This window comes from Vreelandella janggokensis (genome assembly GCF_031451615.1).
In the GTDB taxonomy this organism is placed as follows: Bacteria; Pseudomonadota; Gammaproteobacteria; order Pseudomonadales; family Halomonadaceae; genus Vreelandella; species Vreelandella janggokensis.
In genome coordinates this window covers 316,199-341,937 of record NZ_JARWAJ010000002.1, presented here as the reverse complement: position 1 = coordinate 341,937, position 25,739 = coordinate 316,199, and the positions used below count along the sequence as shown (strand labels likewise).

Here is a 25,739-nt window from a genome sequence, read left to right as displayed (position 1 = left end):
ACCGGGCTCGGACATTCCCCGCGCCCGACGACAACAAGAGAACAGGAGTTCGTCATGAAGATCAACCCAATCCTTCGCCGCGCCTCTGGCCTTGCCGTCCTAGGCAGTGCAATGTTGATGGGCCAGGCCCACGCTCAGACGATCCCGGAATCCACCGAGTGCATCGCGCCAGCCAAGCCCGGCGGTGGCTACGACCTGACCTGCCGCCTGGCCGCCAACGGCCTGCAGGATACCGGCATGATCAACAAGCCGATGATGGTCAGCTACATGCCCGGTGGCATTGGCGCGGTGGCTTATAACCATGTCAACGGTGTACGTACCGATGACCCTGGCCTGATCGTTGCCGCCAGCACAGGTGCCGCCGTCAATTTGGCGCTTGGCAAGTTTGGCCAGTACGACGCCGATGAAGTGCGCTGGCTGGGCGCGCTCGGCGTCGACTATGGCGCGATCGTCGTCAGTGCCGATGCCCCTTGGGAAAATCTCGAAGAGCTGATGGCCGATCTCAAAGAAAATCCCAACGAGATTGCCTTCGGCGCTGGCGGAACCGTGGGCAGCCAGGACTGGATGAAGGCGGCCTTGATTGCCAAGTCCGGGGACATGTCACCGAGAGATCTACGTTACGTGGCCTTCGAGGGTGGCGGCGAGGCCCTGGCGGCATTGCTCGGTGACCACATTCAAGTGTTCACCGGCGACCTCTCGGAACTCAAGTCTCAGCTTGAGAGCGGCAAGATCCGCGTACTGGCGTCACTTTCCGAAGAGCGGATGGGTGGCCCCTACGCCGACATCCCTACCGCGGCCGAGCAGGGCTACGACGTGGAATGGCCGATCTGGCGTGGCTATTACATGGGGCCGGAGGTCAGCGATGAAGCCTACCAGGCCTGGATCGAGCGCATGCAGGCACTGGCAGAAGACCCTGTCTTTGCAGAACTGCGTGAAGCGCGTGGTCTCTTCCCGATGTCACGCTTCGGTGACGACTTCGACAGCTACGTCAAGGAACAGGTTACCGAGTTCAAAGGGCTGGCCGAAGAAGTGGGTCTGACGCAATGAGCATCGCCGCCGACCGAGTACTGGGTATTGCCCTGATTGGTCTGGCGGCGTTTATCGCCGTCCAGGCCGTTCAGTTGGAGATACCTTTCAGCTATGAGCCCGTCGGCCCCAAGGCATTCCCGTTGGGGCTGTCGATTCTGCTGACCTTACTATCGCTGGTCATGATCTTAAGGCCCGGCGACAACGGTAGCTGGCCGCACAAGACACTGGCGCTCCGGTTGTTACTGGTGCTGGTTTTACTGCTGGTCTACGCCGTCTTGTTCAGACAGCTGGGGTTCATCGTCTCATCGATGCTGGTCGTCACCGCCCTGGCGCGGCTGTTTGATGCCACCTGGGGTAAGGCACTGATCACCGGCATTATCATGTCGATTGTCGGCTATTTTCTGTTCACCGCCGCCCTCGGCATCAGTCTGCCTTCTGGCTACTTGTTCGCCAGCTTCATCTAAAGGATCGCTGAGATGTTCGATTTCCTGATCGACGGCTTCGGGGTTGCGCTAACCCCTCTCAACCTGGGCCTGGCCTTCCTTGGCGCCCTGCTGGGCACCCTGTTCGGGGCCTTGCCGGGTATTGGCCCGATCAACGGCATCGCCATTCTGATGCCGTTGGCCTACACCCTCGGCTTGCCGGCGGAGTCATCGCTGATCCTGCTGGCCGCCGTCTACACCGGCGCCGAATACGGCGGACGCATGTCGAGCATCCTGCTCAATGTGCCCGGTGATGCCGGAGCGGTCATGACCACCCTGGACGGCTACCCGCTGGCACAGAAAGGGCTTGCCGGCCCCGCGCTAGGCCTTTCGGCCGTTAGCTCCTTCATTGGCGCCACCATTGCCATTATCGGCCTGACACTTTTCGCACCGCTGCTGGCGGAAGTCGCGGTGATGTTCGGCCCGGCCGAATTTTTTGCGCTCATGATCTTCGCTTTCTCCTCGATGTCGGTGATGATGGGCAAGGATCCTATCAAGACCGCCATTGGCGCGGTGCTCGGCGTGCTGATTGCCACCGTGGGTATCGACTCCGGCAGCGGCGTGTTGCGCTATACCTTCGGTTTGCCCGAGCTCTACGACGGCATCGACTTTGTGGTGATGATCATCGGGCTGTTTGCCATCAGCGAAATTCTGCTGATGCTTGAGCATGCTCACCGCTCGGAGTACGACGGCAAGCTCCCGCCGCTGGGTCGTGTCTTTGTCACCCTCAAGGAAGTTATCGCCTGTAAAGGTGCTATCGGCCGGTCGGGATTGCTCGGCTTTATCATCGGCGTTCTCCCCGGGACCGGGGCGTCGGTGGCGGGCGCCGTCTCCTACACTACCGAAAAGCGCCTTTCCGACAAGGACAATACCTTTGGCAAGGGCGACATGCGCGGCCTGGCAGCGCCAGAGTCAGCCAACAACGCGGCCGCGGTGGGCTCCTTCGTGCCCATGCTGACGTTAGGCATTCCCGGCTCGGGCACCACGGCCGTATTGCTGGGCGCGCTGATGCTTTACAACATCACCCCAGGACCGATGATGTTCACCGAGCGCCCGGAAGTGGCCGGTGGCCTGATCGCCTCGCTTTACATCGGTAACGTTGTGCTGCTGATGCTGAACCTGCCGCTGGCTGGCGTATTTGCCCGCGTGCTGACCATCCCGCGCTGGGTATTGGTACCCGCCATTGCTATCCTGGCGTTCGTCGGCGTCTACCAGTTGCACTCCGACCTGTTTGCCATCTACCTGATGCTGATCATCGGCGTGTTTGGCTACCTGCTGCGCAAGCTGGGGTTCTCCCTGGCCCCCGTGATTCTTGGCTACGTGCTGGGTGGCTTGATGGAGCAGAACCTGCGCCGCGCGCTGTCCATTAGCGGTGGTGATGTCGGCATCCTATGGCAGTCGGGTATTTCACTGGGGCTGTGGATAGCCGCTGCCTTGCTGCTGGTGCTGCCCTGGGCAGTGCCGAAGATGCTTGCGGCCAGACGCTGATTGACGAAAAGCCAAACGCCGATCGCTCGACACGACCGCCCCGGCAGATGTTCTCAACTGCCGGGGTTTTAACGCTAAAAGGAGATTGAAAGCCATGCTGGCAGCACGGATAGGCTCGCTGGGTCGTTTTCTGCCGACGTTGGCGCTCGGGATTGTCGGGGGTGGGCTGGCTTACTGGCTACAACTTCCCCTCCCCTGGTTACTGGGCGCCATGATCGCCACCACCTTGGCCTCTCTGGCGGGCGTCCCTCTTGAGTCACCGCGCAAGGGGCGCAAGGGGGTACTGGTGGTCATTGGGGTCATGCTCGGTTCAGCGTTCACACCGGAGATGACCGGCGACGCCAGCCTTTGGGGTATCAGCCTTGCCGTCATGCTGATCGCCACGGCGGTAATGATGACCTTCTCGGTTTGGTTCTCCTGCCGCGTGGCCGGGCATTCCTGGGAGACGTCGCTCTACTCTGGCGTGCCTGGCGGGGTCTCCACGGTGACGGGGATGGCGCTCTCCTCCGGTGCCGATCTACGCATTATCGGCATTACCCACGCCGTGCGTATCCTGGTGCTGCTGGTGGCCATTCCGCCTGCGCTGCAGTTTATCGGCCATGTCGATATTGGCGGTGCCACGCCCGCATTGTCACAGTGGCTATGGATGCCAACCCCGATAGATATCGGCTGGCTGTTGGCGGCGGGCATCAGCGGCGTATCGCTGGGCAAGATCCTTCGGCTGCCCAGCCCGCTGCTGTTCGGCCCGGCGCTGGTTTCAGGGGTACTGCACTTCTCCGGCCTCACCCACGCCGCGGTGCCCCCGGCGATCATTGCGTTCGCCCAGGTGATCATCGGTATCTCCGTGGGCGTGCGCTTTGCTGGCGCCAAGCTTGGCGCGGTGGGCATGGCGCTACTGATGGCCGTCATTCAGGCCCTGGTACTGTTGTTTCTCGCCATTATCGCGGCCTGGGCAGGCCACCTGCTCACCGGGTATTCCGCCGCGGCAGCGCTGCTCGCCTACATGCCCGGCGGTGCCCCGGAGTTAAGCCTGGTTGCACTGAGCTTGGGTATCGACCCTGCCTTTGTTACCACTCACCACCTGCTACGTATCACGCTACTGATGTTGCTGCTGCCTCTGCTGCTCAGGCGGATGGTAGTCAAAGACTAGCGATTCGCTGTGAGTGCCCAGGCCTGCATTACCGCAACCGCCCTGAGCGTTGGCCCCCTGCTCGCTCGAACCAACTCTCTTCGCGTGCTTGATGGGGGCACTGAGCGCCGCTGAATGCAGCGGCTGGAACATGGCAGGGCCACCATCGCGAGCCAGCCGAGGCGGCGGTGACCAGATGGGGCTCGTCGAGCAAGTGGCGGGCAGAGTAGCAAACCATGAACGCCATGGTTCTTTGATTCATGAGTTCGTAAACTAAAAAGGCCCCGACAGTGTGTCGGGGCCCCGAGGCTCATAAGCCAAATAGCACGTCGGTATTCGATCGCGTTTAGGTGGTCGCTTCGCGCGCCAGTTCCAGTTGATCAGCGCTCAACTGGATATCTGTCTCGTGCTGATTTTCCGTTCTAAGGCTAGCGCGTGCTTTTTTCATGGCAGCGCTGTCGCCTTCGCTCACGATATCCTGGGATAAATCCATGACCGATACCGACGTATCAGCGTCCTGTTGCGTTACCTGGCCAGTCTTCAGAGGCTCGTTCAGTTGAATGGCACGCTCAGTGGCCGGGTCGGCCTGGGCGACCATGGGAATGGCGACAATGACAAGAGCTGAAAGCGTTGTCCTGAGTTTCATGATACGTCTCCTTGGGTTGGTACGGAGAAATGCTCTCCACTAGGTGATTAGCATGCTAATGTAATGATCATTCCATAAAAAGGTACTTTTCTCGCTTTTCATATTAAAAAAAATTTACCTAAAAGTTGTATTGACACTAAAAACCTCGCCACCTTCCTTGCCCGCCCGGGACGGGATAAAACACAGACGCTTTACGCAAAAGTTGACGCCGACGTGCTCGAAACCTATGGCCGCCACTTTGATGACAATAAGTTTTGGGCGATATCCACCACCAACAGAGGCGTCGTGAACGCCTTTTAGTCAGCGTTCAGACGGTTCTGCAAAAGGGGATTGGGATGTTGGCATCGTGCTCGATGTCATGGAGCGCGCGGAGACAGCCGAGGTCATCGTGCTGACCTCAGGCGCTGGAGACTTTGATCTGCTCGTCAACAAAATCAGGGGGCAATACGGAAAACAGTTGAAGTTCATGGCGCCCCGCCGTTGAGCGCCGCGTTTCTGATGGGCCAGGCCAGCAGGTTCATCGCGATGGATGGAACACTTTCACTGAATCCACATCAGTTTAAATAGAACTAATAGAACCCATTTCGCTTTAGTAAATCCACGGATAACGCCTTGACGCTTGTTACGCCGAGCAGCGCCATATCGCGTTCTATTTCGTCACCCAAGAGCGTGACCGCTTTCTCCACACCGGCGTCGCCCGCGATGCTGGCCGCATAATTAAAGGGACGGCCCAGAAACACGAAGCTGGCGCCCAAGGACAACGCCTTGAGCACCTGGCTGCCACGCCGGAAGCTGCCATCGATCATCACCGGCACCGCTTCACCAACTGCCTCCACCACCTCGGGCAGCATGGTCAGCGGTGCCACGGTGGCATCGAGCTGACGGCCACCATGGTTGGAAACAATCACCCCATCGGCACCGGCACTGACGGCCCGTCGTGCATCGTCTGGGTGGAGAATACCTTTCACTATCAGGTTACCCTTCCAGCACGCCCGAACCCGATCAAGCGTTGACCAATCCAGGTGCCGACGGCCCGAGAAATCCCGGTTAACGTTTTTTGCCAGCACCGGCACGCCACGCGTTGCCGCGTTATTCTCGAAGTGCGGAACGCCGTGGTACCACAATGTCTTTAAAAAGGTCCCGAATAGCCAACGTGGCCGTACCAGGCCATCCAAGGCGAGCCGGAGGCTGGGGCGCAGCGGCGAAGAGAAACCCGCTCGCCGGTGGTTTTCAGGATTGGGCGGCACGGCGTAGTCCACGGTGATCACCAGATTGCTAAATCCGGCCTTCTCGACACGCGCCAGTAGGGCATCAATCTCCTCTGGCGTTCCGGGCAGATAGGCCTGGAACCAATCCGAGCCATTCGGACCTGCCAAGGTTTCCATAGGAATCAACGAGGTACCGCTAACGATCATGGGAATGCCAGCGTTTGACGCCGCCCGCGCCAGCACCCGGTCGCCCCGATAGGCCGTCAGGGCACTTATCCCCATTGGGGCAATGCCAAACGGATAGGCATAGCGGCAACCAAAGAGCTCGGTTTCCGTCGATACATCGGCCACATTGACCAGCGCCCGCGGTAGAAACACGTAGTGATCGAAAGCATCACGACTGGCGCGTGCGGTCATGCCGTCTTCGGCGACGCTCGCGACATAGCCAAACAGCGGTCGCGGTAAATGCCGCTTGGCGGCCCGCTCGAAGTCATCCAGGCTCAGAATATGGTCCAATCGTCGGGGCATTATGTCTCCTGGGCTTCAGAGAAGGTCCGTCGCCAGACATCCTCATTAACGGGGGTAAGCGGTCCACTGCCAACCAGCGCACCCACCAGGTTATCGACGGCCAGTTGCGCCATGGCGTCACGCGTTTCATGGGTCGCCGAGCCAATATGCGGGGCAACCACCACATTGTCCATGGCGGACAACGGTGAGTCGGCAGGCAATGGTTCTTCGGCGAACACATCGAGCCCTGCGGCACGAATACGACCGCGGCGTAGTGCCTCGATCAACGCCGGTTCATCCACCACTTTTCCCCTTGCCACATTGACCAGTGCCGCCGTCGGCTTCATAAGGGACAGGGCATCGGCGTCAATCAGGTGATGGGTGTCAGCGTTGTAGGGCACGCTCAAACAGACGATATCCGCTTGGGCTAACAATGCCTCAAGATCACGCCGCTGTGCGCCGAGCTCCTGCTCGAGCGCCGGTTTGGGCGATGCCGCCGTGTACAGGATCGGCATGCCGAAGCCCAGTGCCCCGCGCCGGGCAATCGCAGCGCCAATCCGCCCTGCGCCTACGATGCCCAGGGTTTTACCGTGCACATCCACGCCGAAATGCTCGGGGCCGATATGGGCCTGCCAGCCACCGTCACGGACAAGATTGGAAAGCTCGACCAGGCGCCGCTGAGTCGCCATGATCAGCGCAAACGCCGTATCGGCGGTGGTCTCGGTCAGCACATCCGGTGTATTGCAGAGCAGAATGCCGCGCCGGCTCAGCGCTTCAAGGGGCAAATGGTCATAGCCTACCGAAATAGTGGCGACCACCTGTAGCGCTGGTGCTTTGGCCAACATCGCCTCGCTGAGCTCCAGCTTACCGCCGATCAGGCCATGGGCCTTGGAAAGTGCTGCCATAAAGTCAGCGTGATTGGAGGCGTCCACATCCTCGAAGTAGTCAACCTCCGCCATGCCGGAAAGCGCCTCAAGCTGGGCTTCGCTGAGTCGGCGTACGGCGACAATCCGCCACGGTTTTATTTGCTCAGCCATGGCGCGCCTCACCCACTCCTTGCATTTGGAAACCCGTCGCTTTGAGCGCAGACATAAGTTCAGCGGTACGTTGGTCGTCCAGCTCCACCAAGGGTGGGCGCAAGCGCCGCCAATCGTCGATTCCCGAAAAATATGCCGTCGCCGCTTTCATGGCAGGGATCAGCGGATAAGTTTCAAACAGGTCGCGTACCACGTTAAGGCGCTGCTGACGCTCGTCGGCATCACCCTCCTGCCAATGCCGTGCCAACTCAACGATGGCCGCCGGATTGACGTTGGCCGTGGCACTGATGCAGCCAGCGCCACCGGCCCGCAAGGTATCCAGCAGAAACCGTTCGCTACCCGCGTACACGGCGAAATCCTGCCCGGCAAAGCGCTCGGTCAACGCTTGGGTGTGGGCCCAATCACCGCCACTGTCCTTGATGCCGGCAATGATGCCAGGGAAAGCATCGCGTAACCGTTCGATCAGTTCGAGCGAAAGCGGCACCTGAGTGACCGGCGGAATATGGTAGAGGTAGATCCGCAGGCGTGAATCGGCAACGCGGTTGATCACTTCACTGTAGTAGCGGAACAAGCCCTCATCGCTGACCCCCTTGTAATAGAAAGGCGGCAGCATCAGCACACCGGCACAGCCCGCCTCCACCGCCGCACGGGTCAATGAGACGCAGTCGTCAATCGCGCAGTTGCCGGTGCCGGGCATCACTCGGGCAGGATCGATACCGCCATCCACCAGCGCCTGCAACAACGCCTGCTTTTCAGCCACCGTCATTGAATTGGCCTCGGAATTGGTGCCGAACACCGCCAAGCCGACGCCATTCGAGGCCAGCCATTGGCAATGCGCCACAAAACGCTGCTCGTCCGGCGCCAGGTCGGCGCCGAAGGGGGTAATGACCGGTGACCAGACGTCTCCACTCACTTGAGACATGACATTCTCCTTGTTGTAAGACGGTTAGTGCCAGGGTTCGATGGCATAGCGCTCAAGCGCCGCCTGATCAAAGCCGAAGCCAAGTCCCGGAGCGGTGGGCAGCAGCAGTTGGCCGTCGGCAAACTGCAACTGTGTATCCACCAGACGCCTGAAGTTAAGCACCTGATCGTCAGCGAAGAACTCGACCATGGACACGTTGGGTGCCGACGCCACCAGGTGGATATGCAGGTCGTGGAACCAGTGCGGGTAAATGTCGACACCGTAACTGGCCGCTGTGGCGGCGATGCGCCGAAACTCGGTAATACCGCCACATACGGCGGCATCGGTCTGCAGAATCATTGCCGCTTCCTTATCCAGCAACTCCTTGAAGCGCCAGCGGCCGGCCTCTATTTCGCCCGTGGCGACCGGCACCGGCGTACGCTCCGCCAGGCGACGATGGTTGTCGATATCATCGGGGCTGAACGGCTCCTCGATCCAGAAAGGGTCGTACGGTTCGGCCATGCGCATAAAGGCCAGCGCCGACGGCAGATCCCGCCAGGCATTGTTGGCATCCATCATTACCTGCACATTGGGGCCTACTGCCTCGCGCACCGCCGCCAGTCGCGCTTCCTCGCCAGCCAAGTCTTCGCGGCCGACCTTCACCTTGACCGCCTTGAACCCCTTCGCCACGTAGCCGGCCATTTCTTCACCCAGCATCGCGGGGGTCTTGCCGTCCAGGTAGTAACCCCCGCTGGCATACGCTGGCACGCTTTGCGTGTCGCTTGCGCCCAGGTATTTATAAAGCGGCAGTTGCGCGGCCCGGGCATTACGGTCCCAAAGCGCGGTATCCAGAATACTGATCGCACGCATTACCGAACCGCAGCGACCATGCAGCAACGATTCCTGATACATTGCCTGCCACAGTGCCTCGGTCGAATGGGCGTCCGCTCCGATCAGCACCGGCTTGAGCAGTTCCCTGACGGCATTGGCCACCAGCGAACCCGCATTGTTGCCGCCATAGCAAAAACCAATGCCCACATGGCCATCATCGCCCACCACCTCAACCAGCACGTAATCGCGCTTGAGTACCTGGCGATTGGAAAAGCTGGTGGGATTATCCAGCGGTACATTGACCGTCCGAGCTCGTACGTCAGTTATCGTTGTCATGGTAAATCCTTACATTGAGAGTGAGTCATTCCGGCTGAGTACGGCTTCTCAGCGTTCCCCGCAGCCAGCGGAAAAACGGGGTCGCCTGCAGTACTGAGAAAGCGGCAATGCACAGCAACACAACGGCGATAGGGCTGCTCAAAAAGATGCCCAGATTGCCCTGACCGATCAGCATTGACTGCTGGAAACTGGTTTCCATGACCGGCCCAAGAATCAGCCCGATCACCATCGGCGCTGGCGACACGCCCGCCTTGTTCATCCAGTAACCGAACAGCCCAAAACCGAGCATCATCCCTACCTCGAACAGGCTGTTGTTAATCGCAAAGGCACCGATCACACACAGCGTTATAATCGAGCAGGCCACAAAGCTGTCAGGGATCCGCGTCACACTCACGCATAGGCGGGTAAACAAAAGACCCACCAGCAGTAAGCCAATGTTGGCGAAAATGACCGCCCAGATCAGGGTGTAGGTAACATCGCCATAATCTGTGAGCAGATTGGGGCCGGGCAGGATGCCCTGCACCATGAGGGCCCCCAATAGAATCGCAGTGGAGGAACTGCCAGGAATGCCCAGGGCAATCGTGGGAATCAGGGCACCGCCGACCACCGCATTGTTGGCGGCTTCAGGAGCGGCCACCCCGGCGATGTCACCCTTGCCGAAGCGGCTCTTGTCCTTGGCAAAACGTTTCGCCTCGTTATAGGCGAACCAGCTCGCCGTATCACCGCCGGTTCCCGGAATCAGACCGGTAATGATGCCAATGCCGCCGGAGCGGAAAATATTGGGGAGCAAACGGCGAAGCTCGGCCAGTGGCGGAATCAACCGGTCGGTGATCTTGCTCGCCACCTTTTGTTTACCATGCGCATTCTCGATCAGGATCAGCGCCTGGGGGATCGAGAACAGTCCGATCAGCGCCACCGTGAACTCAATGCCCGAGAAAAGATTAATGATGCCGTAGGTCATGCGTGGCGTACCGGTGATCAGGTCCATGCCGACAGTACTCACCAGCAGCCCCAGGGCCCCGGAAAGCAGACCGCTGATGACCGAGCCCTGGGCCAGCGAGCCGATGATGGTAATGCCCAGTACGGCAATGGCGAAAAGCTCGATCGGGCCGAACTTGAGTACTAGCACACCGAGTAGAGGCGCTGCTGTGAGCAGTGCAATACCGCTCATCAGCCCCCCGATGAAAGACGCGAAGATCGAGACCCCCAACGCCTTGCCAGCCTGACCCTGTTGCGATAACGGATAGCCATCAAGCACGGTGGCAGCAGCCGACGGCGTACCGGGTGTCCGCAACAAAATGGCGGCGATCGAACCACCGTATGAGGCCCCCACGTAGAGCGACGCCAGCATACTGAGCCCCGAGGCCGGGTCCATACCGAAGGTGAGCGGCAGCAACAAAGCCAGCGCCATCGTGGCAGAGAGCCCTGGCATGGCCCCCACAAATAGCCCCAGTAGTGTGCCGCCCAGAATCAGGGCAATATTGGTGAACGAGATGACGTTGGTCAGGCCCACCAGAACAAGGTTATCCATATGACTAGACTCCAGAAGCCTGCGTCAGGCACCCACCCCCAACTCGCTGACAGGCTGGGCCGATAAAGGCGAGCTGAGGATAAGAAGTGCGCACAATGTCGTTATGAGGACAGCAATGGCGGCAGCAGCGGCACAGGCAGACCCAAAAAGCCGATGAAAACCGTACACACCAGCGTGACCAGCAACACGATACCGATTGCGGCGAAACGCCATGAGAGATGTCCGATGATCGACAGGGCCACGACCATGAAGCCGACCGTGGCGCCCAGGTACCCCAGTATCGAAATGCTATAGAGGTAGACGGCGGCCAGCAGGAAGATCAGCATGGCCTTCCATGGCTTGCGTTGGTGCTCTTGCTCGCTAACGGCTGTCTCCTCTGGGTCAGCATCGGAAGCGGTAGCCGCTCCCTCGACCGACACCTTGCGGCGACGCAGGGTACTGATGATCTCTTGGCCCACCATCGCCGCGCCTAACAAGGCCACGACGACCGAGTAGATAAGAGGCATGTTCGCCGCCTTATCGGGGTAGCCAAGCGCAGTGACATAGAACGTCGCTGCTAAGCCAATGGCAAACACCCCCAACACCAGACGACTTATGTTCATCTCACACCCCCTTGTCGATCGCCGTATTGCGCCTTTGGCGCCGTTGCCTTACTGGTTGACCTCATCTTTGACATCTGCCCAGATTTCTACGAACTGGCCTTCCATGTCCTGCATCATCTGGCCGTAATCGTCACCGGTCTGGATGTCGAGGTTCATGGCACGCTCCTGGGCAGTCTTCTGGAACTCCTCGTTCTCTCCCAGCGCCTCAAAGGCAGCGATCAGCTCATCGCGAGCCTCGTCCGGAATGCCCGCTGGCGCGCTGTAACCGCGTGAGGAACCCGCCACGACGTCGATATCCATCTCTACCATGGTGGGCACATCAGGCAGGATATCCAGACGCTCTTCGGCAAATATCGCTAGCGGCCGCAGGCTGCCCGACTCGATGTGGCCATAGACGTTACCCAGGTTGTTGAAGCTGGCATCGATCTTGCCGCCCAGCGCCGCCGTGGCCGATGGACCATCGCCCTGGAAAGGCACCTTCTGGAAGGACAGGCCGGTCGCCTTCTCGATCATGATGGTCGAGAAGAAGTCATCCCCCCCAACGCCCGAGTTGCCCACCGTGATCTCACCGGGTCTTTCCTCAGCGGCAGCGAGGAACTCTTCCACGGTTTCATAGGGGCTATTCTCTGGCACCACGATGATGCCTGGGTCGGTGACCACGTTGGCGATTGGCGTCAGTTCCTCGATCGAATAATTGATGGCGTCATTCATGATGTAGTTGGTCATCAACATCGGCGTATTGGTGATGCTGATGACGCTGCCATCATTCGGCGACTGGTGGGCTAGACGGGTCCAGGCAATCGCGCCTGTGGCCCCAGGCAAGTACTCGTTAATAAATTCCACACCCAGCGACTCCCGCAAGAACGGTTGGGTCAACTGAGCCAAGGCATCACTGCCCCCACCGGCCTTGAAACCTTGCAGCACCTTGATCTCATCAGCGGCTGAATAATCGGCTTGGGCGGCCCCTGAAAACATCAGGGCGGACAGTAGGGTTGCGGCGTAAGCGCTACGGATTTGCATCGTTGTTACCTCACGTGCTGTTTGTCGTTGTATCGCACATTGTCGTGCAAGGCGTGCTTGCAAGATCAAACGTAGTTGCCTATCAACAATATTGTCAATAATATTATTAATAATCTTGCCAAGCCGATTTTTACCGCCTAGCCTTGCGTTCAAGAACCGTAATCAACGGACCTCCGACAAGCCGCGAACAACATAGAGGAAACCGCGATGAGCCAGGACTTCCGAAACAACCACCAAGGCAGTGACCATCAGCAATCTGACGCCGACGGCCCTACTCTGGGCATGTCCAATCGCCTAACCAACTACGGCGATGCCGACTTTTCGCTGTTCCTGCGCAAGGCCTTTATCAAGGGAATGGGCTACACGGATGACGCGCTTTCACGCCCGGTCATTGGCATTGCCAATACCTATAGCGGCTACAACGCCTGTCACGGCAACGTGCCGGGGTTAGTCGAGAGCGTAAAACGCGGAGTGATGCTCGCGGGCGGCTTGCCGGTCGATTTTCCTACCATCACCCTCCATGAGTCCTTCGCCAACCCCACCAGCATGTACCTGCGCAACCTCATGGCGTTGGATACTGAAGAGATGATTCGCGCTCAGCCGATGGATGCCGTGGTACTGATCGGCGGCTGCGACAAGACCGTTCCCGCTCAGTTGATGGCTGCTTCAAGCGCTGGTGTTCCAACGGTCCAGGTCGTCACGGGTCCCATGCTCTCCGGCTCACATCGCGGGACGCGCGTTGGCGCCTGCACCGACTGCCGCCGTTACTGGGCGGCCTATCGCGGCAAGGACATCGACGAGGCGGAGATCAACGAGGTCAACGACAAGCTGGTCCCCACCGTAGGCACCTGCTCGGTAATGGGTACCGCCAGCACCATGGCTTGCCTGGCTGAGACACTGGGTATCATGCTGCCCAACAGCGCTACTGCACCGGCGGTCTATGCCGACCGGCAACGCATCGCCGAGCAATCCGGTGCCCAGGCCGTAGCGCTCGCTCGGGCTGGTGTTACCCCCGATCAAATTCTGACCCCTGAGGCATTCGAGAACGCCCTGCGGGTTCTGCTCGCATTAGGCGGCTCGACCAACGCCTTGATTCACCTGACTGCCATCGCCGGACGGCTAGGCATCGACATCGACCTTGAAGCCTTCGACCGCATGAGCCAGGAAACCCCGGTACTGGTGGACCTCAAGCCCTCAGGCGAAGGCTACATGGAGGACCTGCACCGCGCCGGCGGCCTGCCCACCCTGTTGCGCGAGCTAAAACCGCTATTGCACCTGAATGCCATGACCATCAACGGCCACACCCTGGGTGAAAACATCGATGCCGCCGTGCACCTTATCGACCAGAAGATCGTGCGCCCCAAGCAAAACCCTATCTATGCCCAGGGAGGCATCGCGGTGTTGCGTGGCAACCTGGCCCCCGCCGGCGCCATCATCAAGCAGTCGGCTGCCTCCGCCGAGTTGATGACCCATCGCGGCCGCGCCGTGGTGTTCACCGGCCTTGAAGACCTGGCCAACCGCATTGACGATCCCGACCTGGATGTAAACGCCGACGACGTGCTGATACTGCAGAATATCGGGCCCAAGGGCGCACCGGGCATGCCCGAAGCTGGCTACATCCCGATCCCCAAGAAACTGGCCGCCCAGGGCGTCAAAGATATGGTGCGTATATCCGATGGGCGCATGAGCGGCACGGCGGCAGGTACCGTCGTGCTTCACGTTTCCCCGGAATCTGCCGAGGGCGGCCCACTAGGACTGGTGCGCGATGGCGATGTCATATCGCTGGATGTCAGCAACAATCGGCTAAGTCTGGAAGTGGATGACACGGAGCTTGATGCACGTCGGCAGGCGTTCAAAACCGAGACGAGCGAAGCGCCGCTGTTGGGCTATCGTCGCCTGTTTATGGAGCAGATCCTGCAAGCCGAGGAAGGCTGCGACTTCCGCGCCTGTCGGCCGGCGCCCACCTGCCGGATTCCGAGGCAGCATGAAGCGTGAAGGCGAGTTTGGTACACTTCTTAACCAAATGCCCTGCCATGGAGGCTGAGAAACCGATCATGAGCCGAACCGCCCAGCCGTCAACACGCGGTGCCGAAACCCAAGCCTCGCAACCTGCCCATGGTGTCAGTGACATCGTGGCCGCGGTAGAAGAGGACATTGTGCTCGGCCGCCTGCACCCCCGCGAGCGGCTGGTCGAAGAAACCATGATGGAACGCTTCAATTGCAAGCGGCACGTCGTCCGTCAGGCGCTCTTCCAACTCGATAGCATCGGCCTGACGGAGCGCATCAAAAACCGGGGCGCCTTCGTCAGGAGCTATCCACCGGATGAGGTCGAAGAGATCTACGCCATGCGCGAGATTCTCGAGCTGGCCGCCGTCAACAAGCTGCCCTTGCCAGCTCCGCCGGAATGGCTTGCCGAACTGGAAGCGGTTCATCAGCAGCATAGCGAGGCCGTGTATGCCCACGACCTGCGTGAGGTGTTTCATATGAACATCGCTTTCCATCGCACGCTTTTCCGGGCCTGCGGCAACACTTACCTCTACGCCACCATCAACGAGTTCGCCCAGAAAGCCCACGGCATCCGTTTCATTGCGATCACCGACCGCGACGCCCTCGCTCAAGCCCGCCGCGAGCACGAATTGATGATTGAAGCTATTCGGGACGAAGACCGCGAACGCCTGGCTGACCTGTGTCGCCAGCATCTGCTACCTTCTAAAAACCGCTACTTGGCGCTTTATACCTAAGCCTATGCAATAGGTGCAGCAACGGCTGCATGTATTGTCTGTGTAGATAGCGCGCTAGTTGAAGACTTTCTCACCCAAGACGGCTTCCCTACCCAGCGGTATAAACGTTGATAGCTCTCCCCTCGACTCTCAGCCAACTTAACCAGCCTGTGCTAGGCTGGATTCAAGTCAGTTGAAGTAGCAGACGCTTGGCGAAAGTCATCCGGCACAGCGAGCTGGAGATACAGTGGCTGAAAACGATCCAAAGAAGACATGTTGATAAAGACAGAAAGCGCGTTGATCAGTATTATGCAGCCCGCACAGTTATTGGTGTTATGCTGAGGCATTGTAATAATTATTTATCTTTTAAGTAGGTGTGGGGTCCCGGATGATGAAAAAGATAATTTTTTTTGCACACCCATTCATGTTTATTTAATGCCAAAGCACTGTATAAAATTTTGATATTTTTCGAAAGTCTTAGCCCAGTAAAAAACACTGAACCAGTAGATAGATAGTATTTATGGTAACCAAATAAGAAGGGAGGGAAAATATTAATGGCTAGAAAGCACTCAAGCAACCCTAATTACATGCCAATAATAAAGTGGCAAAAATGGGAACAGAAAGCATTGTCAAAAACATTCTCTGAAATTAAAGAGGAGCTCACTCCTTGTATAGAAATAAGAGATGCTTCTCAACACACTAACTTACTTAAAAACTTTCAAGATGTATGGGGTGCACCTGCTCTCGTTGACTATGCTAACCCAAGTGGGTTGTTGACAGATACTAGACAGAATGAGCTTGAAGAATTTTTGCTTCATTCAAAATCAGCAGGATTTGATATCACCCCAGTGTTCGGGCCAAGCGAAATAAGGCGCGCACCACATTCTTTACAAAAAATAGCCACCTCTTTTTCTAAAATTGCAATAAGGCTGAGAGTATCCTTAAGCGATCTTCCGCTTTCTTACGATCGAATAAATGAATTGCGGGATGCTAAGGCTACTATCTCTCGAAATACAGACGCTAGTTTTATTCTTGACTTGGGAAAAGCACCTGAGAATTGGAATGAAGCAAGTATTATAGGAGTGACAAGCGCATTCAAGAATGCAAAAGCATTAGGATTTAATAAGGTTCATCTTGCATCAGGGGCTTACCCAGATGACTTATCCTTTGTAAGAACAGGCTATGCTGAAATCCCTAGGCACGACTGGGCATTCTGGAAAGCAGTTAACCGTAGCGCTCCTGAGCTAGAAGTTGGATATTCTGATTATGGAATACTATCTCCTCAATGGACTGAAGAGGCGTTGATGCGAATGTCATCTCGTATATCTATCCGTTATACAAGGAATAATGATTGGTTGATACTGAGAGCAGATGGAAAAACAAAGGAAGACTCTATAGCCATAAGCCAAATACTGGTAACCACCTTTGGATCAGATTTTCGAGGAGCTGGTTATTCATTTGGAGATGATATCATATCTCATAGAGCCGATAGCACAGTCCCCAAAAAAGATAAACTTTGTGGGCATTATCATATAGCGGAGGGATGGAGTCATCATATGGCACATGTTATTAAAGAGCAATATTAATTATTTTTTGTAGCTCTATCCATCAAAGCTTTCTTAATAAAAAATTTCAAATCATTCAAGGGTATACTCTCCGCGATATGCTCTTGAATCTGATAAAGACTTTTACTTTTCCATCCCTTAGCCATACCCAGTTCTTCCAACATACTTATGGCTTCTTCTTTTTTTAATAATGTAACCATTGCATTAGACAGTTGTCCATTATTCTTCTTTGCCTTTCTCATATGCCTAAATTTTTTTCTACCACTTTCTTTTACTAACATAACACCCCACCACGACGGAAGCACAGAAAGGGCTTTTTCAAGATGCCTGTCTGCAGTTACGAGAGTGATTTTTTCAAAAACTTCTCCATATCGGGCACCTTGCGTAACAAGCCTCTTCAGCGAGTCCGCTTCGCTTTTTATCTCATAGCAATGCATGTCTGTTGCATTAACCAAATCTGCCCTAACTTCGCCTCCCTCTAAAGCAACTTCTTCTAGAATAAGCCTAGTCATACTGCTAGAAGGATTTGAAATGTAATCTGACAAAGCTGTCTTTATCTCTGCTTCACGCATTGCACACACTCTACGTGTATTTTACTTAGATTTCAGGGAGTATAACACATAGACATCCTTTCCTCCATACACCACTATTTTAATATAACTTTAGATAAATCAATGCTTAAGATAACATGAGAACAAGACTCTATTTGGAGAAAAAATAGAATCTTGAAAAAAAAGTCAGGAAGTGCGATAATAAATGGGATCAGTAAAGCTAAAAACGGGAGTAAAATATGACTATTCAGACAACTCCCACTTCGTCTACCGCCACTTTTAGAGTCTTGAGTAAAGCTGGCTTCCCCCGTGCCTACATTGAGAGGCTGCTTCCAGAATGGTGGGACAATGAGTTATTAAAAACCAGTGCTGGTGCTGTACAGTTTGCTTTAATACTCCAGCAACGGTTGGGGCTTGAGTTGAGGTTTGACGAATCAGGCTCTCTTTCTGTTGGTAGAATGTCAGCTGAAGGGCGATTCAAACATCGATCAGATACCAGCGAAGATGAACTGGGTGTTTCAGCGAATCTTGGATGGGCGCTTGCCAAACTGGCTACATTTGGCATCGAAAAAGAATACACACCTCTACCTTCAAACCCATTAGAGGTTAGGAATGCTTTACTGAAACGCACGAGCAACAAAATAATAAACTTAGATTCTTTATTGGATTTATGCTGGTTCCACGGAATACCTGTCATCTATTTAAACAACGTACCAAGATCAAAAAAGAAGATGACTGGCATGGCAGTTTTATCTAATGGCCGCCCTGCAATCATACTTGGTCATAAAGATGATCAATGTGCCAGGCAGCTTTTTGTGTTGGCCCATGAGTTAGGCCACATCGCATGTGGCCACCTTCACAACAACAGTATTTTGCTTGATGAAGACCTTCAAGAAATCAAAGAGACTTTAGCTGAAGAGTCCTTTCAAGACGCTGAAGAAAATGAAGCTGATAACTTTGCTCTAAGCTTGTTACGGGGTTCAGTCGATAACCTTTTAAGAAATATTAAGCGTCAAAAATCTGCTGCAGCGCTTGCTGTTGCAGCTTCAGAAATTGGGTCTCAGCTACATGTTGATCCTGGCCATATTTTAATGTCATATGCTAGAGAACATCAAGATTGGGCTAAAGCAAATCTGGCTCTCAACTTCCATCCAGATAGCCGTGGAGCACTGAAAAAGATCAAGAATAGCTTTGAAAAGAACTTCAAAAGCGAATCGCTAAGTCAAGAAAACATGGAATATCTTCTTGAAGCACAAGGCCTGAAATAAATAAGGGGGGGGGCTGGGATTGTACTTGCTAGACAGTGATGCTGCAAAAAAGATCTGTCAATATTGCTTGCTTGATGAGCTAGCGAGCTCTTTAGCTTGTTCATTAGATGACTTTTCAGTGTTACCACAACTTCGCTACCAGTTAAAAATAAATAACCGAGAAAAATCTCTTGAAAAACTTGGCAGCGAGAGTGCATTACATGAAGCATCAAAACTCATCGGACATTCCTCAGAAGTCGAGGTTTCGCAGGGTGCAGCGAACCTTCTTTTAGAACTAAATCAGCCCGATATAGATAGTGGTGAAGCAACTTTATTTGCTGCTACATATGAAACAGGTGGCGATTTTTTAAGCGGTGACAAAAGAGCATTTATTGCCATTTCTAAAATTAATGGTCATGACTTAATTGATGCTTTATGGCTTCAATTTATCTGCTTTGATGAAGCAATGTTGTTATTGGTAAACAAGTGCTGTTTTGATCATATTTCTGGCAAAGTAAGATCTAGGCCTGATGTAGACACTGCAATGAGCATCGCTTTTGGTCGTTCCGCACCCAGTCATAGAGAAGAGACTTTGTCCGCTCTTAATAGCTACATTGGAAGCCTAGTAAACAATACAGCAGGGAAATACCAGCTTAAAGAACATCTTCTTCCATCTGCGTAACAGATCCTTTCTGTACATCTATTCTTAAAATTATGGATCCGTGAACCTGGCACCTTAGGCAGTTGCCAAGAAAGATGTCTTCTCTGAGTACCTTACCCCCTCATTGGGCACTGATAAATGAAGGGAGTTACTTCAGCATGGTCTCAACGTCCGGTATTGGCCGATAGAAGCCAAACCAACAAAAAAGGGCCCACGATTCCTCGCAGGCCCTTTTTTCACAATTTGGCGCGCCCGGCAGGATTCGAACCTGCGACCCTCGGCTTCGGAGGCCGATACTCTATCCAACTGAGCTACGGGCGCTTAGGGGGCGTATCCTACCCGCGCGGGCGGGCTGTGTCCAGCCGCGGGAGCGCTTAGCGGCTTAAGTCAATTGACCCTTTTCAGTTCCTTGGTGCATCCTTAACGGGCATCTCTGAACCTCAAGAACCGGGAACACAATAAAATGAAAACATTTGTACGTAGCACGCTGGCACTGGGCATCTCACTGGCGCTGGTAGGTGCCGCTAATGCCTCCGTTGACGATATGGACCCCGTTACCCTGCGCCTGGCGCATGTGGTTAACGAGCAGGATGGCTTCCATATCGCCGCCACCAAGTTTGAAGAGCTTGTTGAAGAACGCACCGACGGCAAGGTGGATATCGAGATCTACCCCAACGCCTCGCTGGGCGATGAGCGTACGCTGCTCGAAGGCATGCAGATCGGCACCGTCGATATGGGCGTGATCACCAACGGGCCGGTGGCCAACTTTGTCGAGGAAATGGCGGTGTTTGAGCTGCCGTTCCTGTTTCCCTCACCGGAAGCCGCCTACGAAGTCCTCGATGGTCCCATCGGTCAGGAGCTGCTGGACAAGCTCTCCGAGGTCAACCTGAAAGGCCTGGCCTACGCCGAGCGTGGTTTCCGCAACCTGACCAACAGCGAACGCCCGGTCAACGCGCCGGAAGATATCGATGGTCTGCGCATTCGCGTGATGGAAAACCCGGTATACACCGATACGTTCCGCGCCCTGGGCGCCAACGCCATTCCCATGGCCTGGACCGAAGCCCTGACGGCCATGCAGCAGGGCACCATCGACGGTCAGGAAAATCCGGTCAACGTGATCCACTCGTTCAACCTGGACGAAACCCAGAACTACATGACCCTATCCCGGCACACCTACGCGCCGGCGATTTTTGTCATGGGGTCTTCCGTGTGGAACCAGCTCCCCGAAGACGCGCAGGTAATTCTGGAGGAAGCCGCTCAGGAAGCGGCCGAGCATGAACGCCAGGTCAACGCCGAGATGGAAGCCGAGCAGCTGGCCGAGCTGCGCGAGGCGGGCATGGAAATCAATGACTCGCCGGATATCGAGGCCTTCCAGAAAGCCGTGCAGCCGGTTTACGACGAATACGCCGAGCAGTTTGGTGACTATCTACCGCGCATTCGGGAGGCATTGGAATAAGTGACCCAACGCACCCGCGCGCTGATCGCGGGGCTGCGCCGTGTTGAGCACGGGCTGGATGCCATCATCCAGCCCGTGGTGTTTATGGCCATGGCGGCCCTGATTGGCGTTATCACACTACAAATCATTTCCCGCGTACTGTTCACCGCCGTGGAGTGGACCGAAGAAGTCGCCCGTTTTCTGCTGGTCTGGCTGACGTTTCTTGCCGGCACCCTGGCGTTCCAGCGCGGCCGACATATCGCGGTCACCTTTGCCGTCGATGCCCTGCCCGCTCGGCTTCGCCTATTGGCGCGGCTGCTGGCCTCATTGGTGGTCGTGGCGTTCTTGATTGCCCTGGCGGTGATTAGCGTGGAATACATGCAGGTACAGAGCTTCCAGAAGTCGGCGGCGCTGCGCGTGTCGATGTCTTATGTCTACGCCGTGGTGCCCTTCTGCGCCGCCGTGATGGCCTGGTACGCCCTGGTCGATGCCGTTGAACTGGTCGTCACCGGCGATACCCATGAGCCAAGGGAGACACCGTCATGACGATGCTCCTGTTCGGGCTGTTTTTTGCCTTGATGCTGCTCAACGTGCCCATCGCCTTTGCGATTGGCGCCAGCACGCTGTTTGCGCTTTATCAGGCGGGCGTGCCGCTGATGGTGGTGCCCCAGCAGATGTTCCAGGGGATTAACTCCTTCGCCCTGGTGGCAATCCCGATGTTTATTCTGGCCGGGGATTTAATGGCCCAGGGTAAGGTCAGCGAAAAGCTGGTGAGCTTTGCCGATTCATTGGTGGGCTTCATGCGCGGCGGGCTGTCGCTCGTTTCGATCATGGCGGGGATGTTCTTTGCCGCCATTTCCGGCTCGGGGGCGGCCACCACCGCCGCCGTCGGTTCAAGCCTGGTGCCGGAACTCAAGCGCAAGGGTTACGACCCCGCCTCCGCCGCCAGCTTGATCGCCGCCAGCGGCACCATTGGCGTGGTGATTCCGCCGTCGGTGCCGATGATCATCTACGCGGTGATCGCCCAGCAGTCGGTATCCAAGCTGTTCTTGAACGGCTTTCTGCCGGGCCTGGCGATGGGCCTGGGGCTGATGGCAATCGCCATTACCCAGGCTTATCGGCGGCAGTATCCCAAGGGCACGCCTCTGTCTTTGCCTGTGATTCTGCGTACTTTCAAAGACGCCAGTTGGGGCCTGATGACGCCGGTGATTATCCTTGGCGGCATCTTCTCGGGCATTTTCACGCCGTCTGAGGCGGCGGTGGTCGCGGTCAACTACGCCATTATGGTGTCGTTGTTTGTGTATCGCGATTTAACGATCCGCAATGTGTACCAACTGCTGATTCGCTCGGCGATGACCACGTCGGTGATCATGCTGGTGATTGCCATGTCGGCGGTGCTCAGCTGGACGCTGTCCAGTTGGCAGGTACCTGGGGCTATTGCCCAGTCGGTGCTGTCGCTGTCCACCGACCCGTACGTGATCATGCTGCTGATCGTCGCGGTCATTCTGCTCACCGGGGTGTTTATCGAAACCGCCAGCGCGTTGATCATTCTGACCCCTGTGCTGCTGCCGCTTGCGCTGCAGTTGGGCATCGACCCGATCCACTTTGGCCTGATTATCGTGGTGGGGCTGTCTATCGGCATGATTACCCCGCCGGTGGCCATCAACCTCTATGTGGCTTCCTCGGTGACGCAACTGCCGCTGGAGCGCATCACCCAGGCTATCGTGCCGTACCTGCTGGGGTTGATCGGCGTACTTCTATTGGTGGTTTACGTGCCGATGTGGCTTGGCTGGTCGGGCTGAGTTGATAAATGCAGGGGAATCGTTATTCCCCTGCGGCCAGATCACGCACCGGCTGGCCTGTGTCAAAAGCCACGACGTTGTCGAAGGCATCGCCAAAATAGAGCTCGTAGCTGTCTTTCTCGACATAGCCCAGGTGCGGCGTTGCCACAACGTTCGCCAGTTCCAGTAACGGGTGCGCCCGCACCGGTTCGTCATCGAACACATCCACGGCGGCCATGCCCGGCCGCCCGGCGTTGAGGGCAGCTTCAAGCGCGCCGTCTTCCACCAGCGGGGCGCGACTGGTGTTCACCAGCAGCGCCGTGGGCTTCATGGCGGCGAGGTTTTCGGCGGTGACGATGCCGCGGGTTTCCGGGTTTAGCCGCAGGTGCAGGCTGAGCACATCGCTGCGCGCGAAGAAGTCCGCCTGGGAATCCGCCACCTCAAGCCCTGCGGCCGCGGCTCGTTCACGGGTCGTCTCCCGACCCCACACCAGCACCTCCATTTCAAACGCCTGACCGTAACGCGCCACCAGCTGGCCGATCTTGCCGTAGCCAAAAATACCCAGCGTGCGGCCTTTCAAGCCGGTACCCAGCGTGCGCTGCCAGCGCCCGGCCTTGAGATTATTCACCTCGTCAGGGATATGCCGCATCGCCGCCAGCACCAGCCCCCAGGTCAGCTCGGCGGCCGCATAGGGCGAGCCGGTACCCGCCAGCACGGTCACGCCGTGCTGGCGGCAGGCCGCCATATCTACATGAGCCGCCCCACCGCCGGTCTGGCTGATCAATTTGAGCTTGGGTAGCCGCGCCAGCAACGACGCGGTTATCGGTGTGCGCTCGCGAATCAGCACCAGCGCCTCGGCGTCTTGAAAGCGTGCCACCAACTGGTCTTCATCGGTCACCGTGTCGTTATAGACGGTGACCTGATGACCTGCCAGCTTGGCAAAGGCATCCAGCGTGCGGACACAATCCTGATAATCATCGGGAATCACTACCTTCATGAGCGCGTTTCCTTGGGAGGTTCAGAAGCAAGCGGGGTAGCGCCTTTAGGCGTAGGGGTCGCAAAACGCTGCCACGCGAAGATACCTGCTATAACGGCAATCCCGGCGACATCGGTGATGGCTTGCCCATTGATCAGCATCAGGGCGGCGAACAGCAGCAGTCCACGTTCTAACCAGGAACATGGGCGCGCAAAATAGCCGATGGTCGATGCCGCCAGGGCAATAATACCCAGCACCCCGGATGCCACTGCCATGCCAATTTCCAGCTTCGTGCCTTGGCCCAGAAGCGGCGGGTGGTAAATGAACATGAAGGGAATCAGGAAGCCGCCCAGCGAAATCTTGGTGGCCGTCAGTGCCGTACGGAACCAGTGGGAACCGGCAATCGCGCCACCGATATAAGCCGCCAGCGCGACAGGCGGCGTGACGCCTGACAGAATCGCGAAATAAAGGATAAACAGGTGTGCCGAAAGACTTGGCAGCCCCGCTTCGATAAAGGCCGCCGCGACCACCGATGCCGCCAGCATATAAGCGGCGACCGTGGGCAGGCCCATCCCCAGAATAATGGCCACCACCATCGCCAGCAAAAGCGTGATCAGCACATCACCACCGCTCACCATGACGATCAGCGAGGACACCTTGAGCCCCAGCCCCGTCAGGCTGATCACCGCGGCAATCAACGCGACACTGCCGATAATGACGGCAATCATGGCCGCCGTCATGGCACCGGCTTCGAGGGCCGCCGGCAGGGATTTTACCCGCTCCCATAGCGTTCCCTGACTGCGTGGCGATACCAGATATAGCACCATCGCCGTGAAGTACGCTGCCACCGCGGCGGTTGTCGGTGTATAGCGCAGTATCAGCATGGTAATCAGCACGATCAGCGGCAGCAGTAAGGTTTCTACGTTGAAAAACCCTTCGCGCAAGCTTGGCCGCTGGTCTTTGGGAATCGGGTCCAGCCCTAGGCGCTTGGCTTCAAAATGCACGCTCATCCAGATAGCCAGGTAAAAAAGCAGCGCCGGTATCAGGGCAGCACTGATAATGTCCAGGTAGCTGGTCGATATTACATCGGCCATGACGAACGCAGCCGCGCCCATGATGGGCGGCAGAATCTGTCCGCCGGTCGATGCCGACGCTTCAGTCGCCGCGGCAAAACGCGGGCTATAGCCGCTTTTCTTCATCAACGGAATGGTAAACACCCCGGTGGTGGCCACGTTGGCCGCCGTGCTACCGCTGATGCTGCCAAACATGGCACTACACAAGGTAGCCGCTTTGGCGGGCCCGCCTGCCATTCCGCCGGTCGCGGCGGTGGAAAGCCGCATGAAGGTATCGCCGCCGCCGGTCGTGACCAGCAGCGCTCCAAACATGATGAAGATGACGATCACCGTGGAGGAGGTGCGCATCAGACTGCCAAAGATGCCAGTGGGGCCGAGGTAGAAAGTCGCCACCAGATCGTCCCAGCGAAAGCCGCCGTGGCCCCACACGCCGGGCAAGTGCTGCCCAAAGGCTGCATACGCCAGGGCGATCAGCACCAGGATCGGGAAGGCCAGACCGATAGCGCGGCGACAGGCTTCCAGAAGCAGCAAGATCGCACTCACGCCCAGCACCAAATCCAGCGCGGTAGGCGTTAGATAGCCCAGCTGATAGATGATGCGGTCGAAGTGATAAACGTAGTAACCGCTGATCACGACGCTCATGACAATCGGGACAAGATCAAACCAGGGGATCTTCTGGGCATCCCGTACCCGGCAATGGTAAGCCAGAAAAATCAGCGGCATTGCAAACAGCAGGTGAACGGCGTTTTGCGTATTCACCGGCCCGGTAACGGCCGTATAGAGGTGGAAAATCGCCATCGCAACGGCGGCTGTGCGCACCACCACAAACCAGAAGCCCGAGAGCTGTCGCTTGCCCGAATCCTCCTGATACTTTTCAACAACATTGGGATTCTTAGCGGTATCCATGGGGGGAACTCCCGCGCCGCCCGACCAAAGACGGTCGAGCAACGCGTCAGGCTGATAGCTAACGCCCCCACCGGGAT

General features: G+C 56.7%; 25 protein-coding genes and 1 tRNA gene. 13 read left to right on the top strand and 13 right to left on the bottom strand.

All coding sequences use genetic code 11. The features are described from left to right. Positions 1-54: 54 nt before the first annotated feature. From QC816_RS08355 to QC816_RS08340, 4 genes are all read left to right on the top strand, one after another. Positions 55-1,047 (top strand): Bug family tripartite tricarboxylate transporter substrate binding protein, encoded by a 993-nt coding sequence (locus QC816_RS08355; protein ID WP_085919660.1) that lies wholly within the window; start codon positions 55-57, stop codon positions 1,045-1,047. Further along, positions 1,044-1,493: a tripartite tricarboxylate transporter TctB family protein gene (locus tag QC816_RS08350; protein ID WP_264824711.1), complete on the top strand. Its 450-nt coding sequence runs from the start codon at positions 1,044-1,046 to the stop codon at positions 1,491-1,493. Before QC816_RS08355 ends, QC816_RS08350 begins: the two co-directional genes overlap by 4 nt. A 12-nt stretch (positions 1,494-1,505) precedes the next feature. Continuing rightward, entirely contained in the window at positions 1,506-2,999 is a 1,494-nt protein-coding gene (locus tag QC816_RS08345; protein WP_309781590.1) for a tripartite tricarboxylate transporter permease, read from the top strand. Positions 3,000-3,093: 94 nt separating this feature from the next. After that, on the top strand, positions 3,094-4,149 hold the full coding sequence (locus QC816_RS08340) for an AbrB family transcriptional regulator (RefSeq protein WP_309781589.1): 1,056 nt from the start codon (positions 3,094-3,096) through the stop codon (positions 4,147-4,149). A gap of 28 nt (positions 4,150-4,177) precedes the next feature. Here the strand turns inward: QC816_RS08340 and QC816_RS08335 are convergent, their stop codons facing one another. Beyond that, a complete protein-coding gene (locus QC816_RS08335; protein WP_309781588.1) occupies positions 4,178-4,390 on the bottom strand; it encodes a hypothetical protein in 213 nt (70 codons plus the stop codon). Between the two features lie 84 nt (positions 4,391-4,474). Then, positions 4,475-4,774: a hypothetical protein gene (locus QC816_RS08330; protein ID WP_085919657.1), complete on the bottom strand. Its 300-nt coding sequence runs from the start codon at positions 4,772-4,774 to the stop codon at positions 4,475-4,477. 346 nt (positions 4,775-5,120) lie between these two features. On the opposite strand from QC816_RS08330, the gene QC816_RS08325 reads away from it, so the two are divergent. Continuing rightward, the gene (locus QC816_RS08325) at positions 5,121-5,258 is read left to right on the top strand and encodes an NYN domain-containing protein (protein WP_309781587.1); all 138 of its coding nucleotides are present in this window, start codon (positions 5,121-5,123) and stop codon (positions 5,256-5,258) included. 85 nt (positions 5,259-5,343) lie between these two features. Here the strand turns inward: QC816_RS08325 and QC816_RS08320 are convergent, their stop codons facing one another. From QC816_RS08320 to QC816_RS08290, 7 genes are all read right to left on the bottom strand, one after another. After that, a complete protein-coding gene (locus QC816_RS08320; RefSeq protein ID WP_309781586.1) occupies positions 5,344-6,510 on the bottom strand; it encodes an alpha-hydroxy acid oxidase in 1,167 nt (388 codons plus the stop codon). After that, positions 6,510-7,526, bottom strand: coding sequence for a 2-hydroxyacid dehydrogenase (locus tag QC816_RS08315; RefSeq protein ID WP_085919655.1), 1,017 nt, complete (start codon positions 7,524-7,526; stop codon positions 6,510-6,512). Before QC816_RS08315 ends, QC816_RS08320 begins: the two co-directional genes overlap by 1 nt. Beyond that, positions 7,519-8,448, bottom strand: coding sequence for a dihydrodipicolinate synthase family protein (locus QC816_RS08310; protein ID WP_264824708.1), 930 nt, complete (start codon positions 8,446-8,448; stop codon positions 7,519-7,521). The genes QC816_RS08315 and QC816_RS08310 overlap by 8 nt, the downstream gene beginning before the upstream one ends. Positions 8,449-8,472: 24 nt before the next feature. After that, positions 8,473-9,594, bottom strand: a complete 1,122-nt coding sequence (locus QC816_RS08305) for a mandelate racemase/muconate lactonizing enzyme family protein (protein ID WP_309781585.1) — start codon at positions 9,592-9,594, stop codon at positions 8,473-8,475. A 25-nt stretch (positions 9,595-9,619) separates the two neighbouring features. After that, on the bottom strand, positions 9,620-11,125 hold the full coding sequence (locus QC816_RS08300; RefSeq protein WP_309781584.1) for a tripartite tricarboxylate transporter permease: 1,506 nt from the start codon (positions 11,123-11,125) through the stop codon (positions 9,620-9,622). 101 nt (positions 11,126-11,226) lie between these two features. Next, a complete protein-coding gene (locus QC816_RS08295) occupies positions 11,227-11,727 on the bottom strand; it encodes a tripartite tricarboxylate transporter TctB family protein (protein ID WP_085919652.1) in 501 nt (166 codons plus the stop codon). Between the two features lie 48 nt (positions 11,728-11,775). Further along, entirely contained in the window at positions 11,776-12,747 is a 972-nt protein-coding gene (locus tag QC816_RS08290; protein WP_309781583.1) for a Bug family tripartite tricarboxylate transporter substrate binding protein, read from the bottom strand. 207 nt (positions 12,748-12,954) lie between these two features. On the opposite strand from QC816_RS08290, the gene QC816_RS08285 reads away from it, so the two are divergent. From QC816_RS08285 to QC816_RS08275, 3 genes are all read left to right on the top strand, one after another. Then, positions 12,955-14,742, top strand: coding sequence for an IlvD/Edd family dehydratase (locus tag QC816_RS08285; protein ID WP_309781582.1), 1,788 nt, complete (start codon positions 12,955-12,957; stop codon positions 14,740-14,742). A gap of 59 nt (positions 14,743-14,801) precedes the next feature. Then, positions 14,802-15,488, top strand: a complete 687-nt coding sequence (locus QC816_RS08280; RefSeq protein ID WP_309781581.1) for a GntR family transcriptional regulator — start codon at positions 14,802-14,804, stop codon at positions 15,486-15,488. Between the two features lie 533 nt (positions 15,489-16,021). Continuing rightward, a complete protein-coding gene (locus QC816_RS08275; RefSeq protein WP_309781580.1) occupies positions 16,022-17,053 on the top strand; it encodes a beta family protein in 1,032 nt (343 codons plus the stop codon). Here QC816_RS08275 and QC816_RS08270 read toward each other — a convergent pair. After that, complete coding sequence (locus QC816_RS08270; protein ID WP_309781579.1) at positions 17,050-17,604, bottom strand: sce7726 family protein; 555 nt, start codon at positions 17,602-17,604, stop codon at positions 17,050-17,052. The two genes, QC816_RS08275 and QC816_RS08270, sit on opposite strands and share 4 nt — an antisense overlap. Before the next feature lie 218 nt (positions 17,605-17,822). Here QC816_RS08270 and QC816_RS08265 point away from each other — a divergent pair, with 218 nt between their 5' ends. Both QC816_RS08265 and QC816_RS08260 read left to right on the top strand, forming a co-directional pair. Continuing rightward, positions 17,823-18,851, top strand: a complete 1,029-nt coding sequence (locus tag QC816_RS08265; RefSeq protein WP_309781578.1) for an ImmA/IrrE family metallo-endopeptidase — start codon at positions 17,823-17,825, stop codon at positions 18,849-18,851. A gap of 25 nt (positions 18,852-18,876) precedes the next feature. Next, a complete protein-coding gene (locus QC816_RS08260; RefSeq protein WP_309781577.1) occupies positions 18,877-19,512 on the top strand; it encodes a hypothetical protein in 636 nt (211 codons plus the stop codon). A gap of 223 nt (positions 19,513-19,735) precedes the next feature. On the opposite strand, the gene QC816_RS08255 is transcribed toward QC816_RS08260, so the two are convergent. Next, positions 19,736-19,812: transfer RNA gene (locus QC816_RS08255), tRNA-Arg, on the bottom strand. A gap of 142 nt (positions 19,813-19,954) precedes the next feature. Between QC816_RS08255 and QC816_RS08250 the strand changes: the two genes are divergently transcribed. Genes QC816_RS08250 through QC816_RS08240 form a run of 3 tightly spaced genes read left to right on the top strand, consistent with a single transcriptional unit; the run spans position 19,955 to position 22,728 of the window. Then, positions 19,955-20,947 carry a TRAP transporter substrate-binding protein gene (locus QC816_RS08250; protein ID WP_085919391.1) on the top strand — a complete coding sequence of 331 codons (993 nt, stop codon included), beginning with the start codon at positions 19,955-19,957 and terminating at the stop codon, positions 20,945-20,947. After that, entirely contained in the window at positions 20,948-21,472 is a 525-nt protein-coding gene (locus tag QC816_RS08245; RefSeq protein WP_264824870.1) for a TRAP transporter small permease, read from the top strand. It begins immediately after the preceding gene. After that, positions 21,469-22,728: a TRAP transporter large permease gene (locus QC816_RS08240; protein ID WP_085919392.1), complete on the top strand. Its 1,260-nt coding sequence runs from the start codon at positions 21,469-21,471 to the stop codon at positions 22,726-22,728. Before QC816_RS08245 ends, QC816_RS08240 begins: the two co-directional genes overlap by 4 nt. Positions 22,729-22,750: 22 nt before the next feature. Here QC816_RS08240 and QC816_RS08235 read toward each other — a convergent pair whose 3' ends face one another. Both QC816_RS08235 and QC816_RS08230 read right to left on the bottom strand, forming a co-directional pair. Then, a complete protein-coding gene (locus QC816_RS08235; protein ID WP_309781576.1) occupies positions 22,751-23,704 on the bottom strand; it encodes a D-2-hydroxyacid dehydrogenase family protein in 954 nt (317 codons plus the stop codon). Then, positions 23,701-25,662, bottom strand: coding sequence for a TRAP transporter permease (locus tag QC816_RS08230; protein ID WP_309781575.1), 1,962 nt, complete (start codon positions 25,660-25,662; stop codon positions 23,701-23,703). The genes QC816_RS08235 and QC816_RS08230 overlap by 4 nt, the downstream gene beginning before the upstream one ends. Between the last annotated feature and the right edge of the window lie 77 nt (positions 25,663-25,739).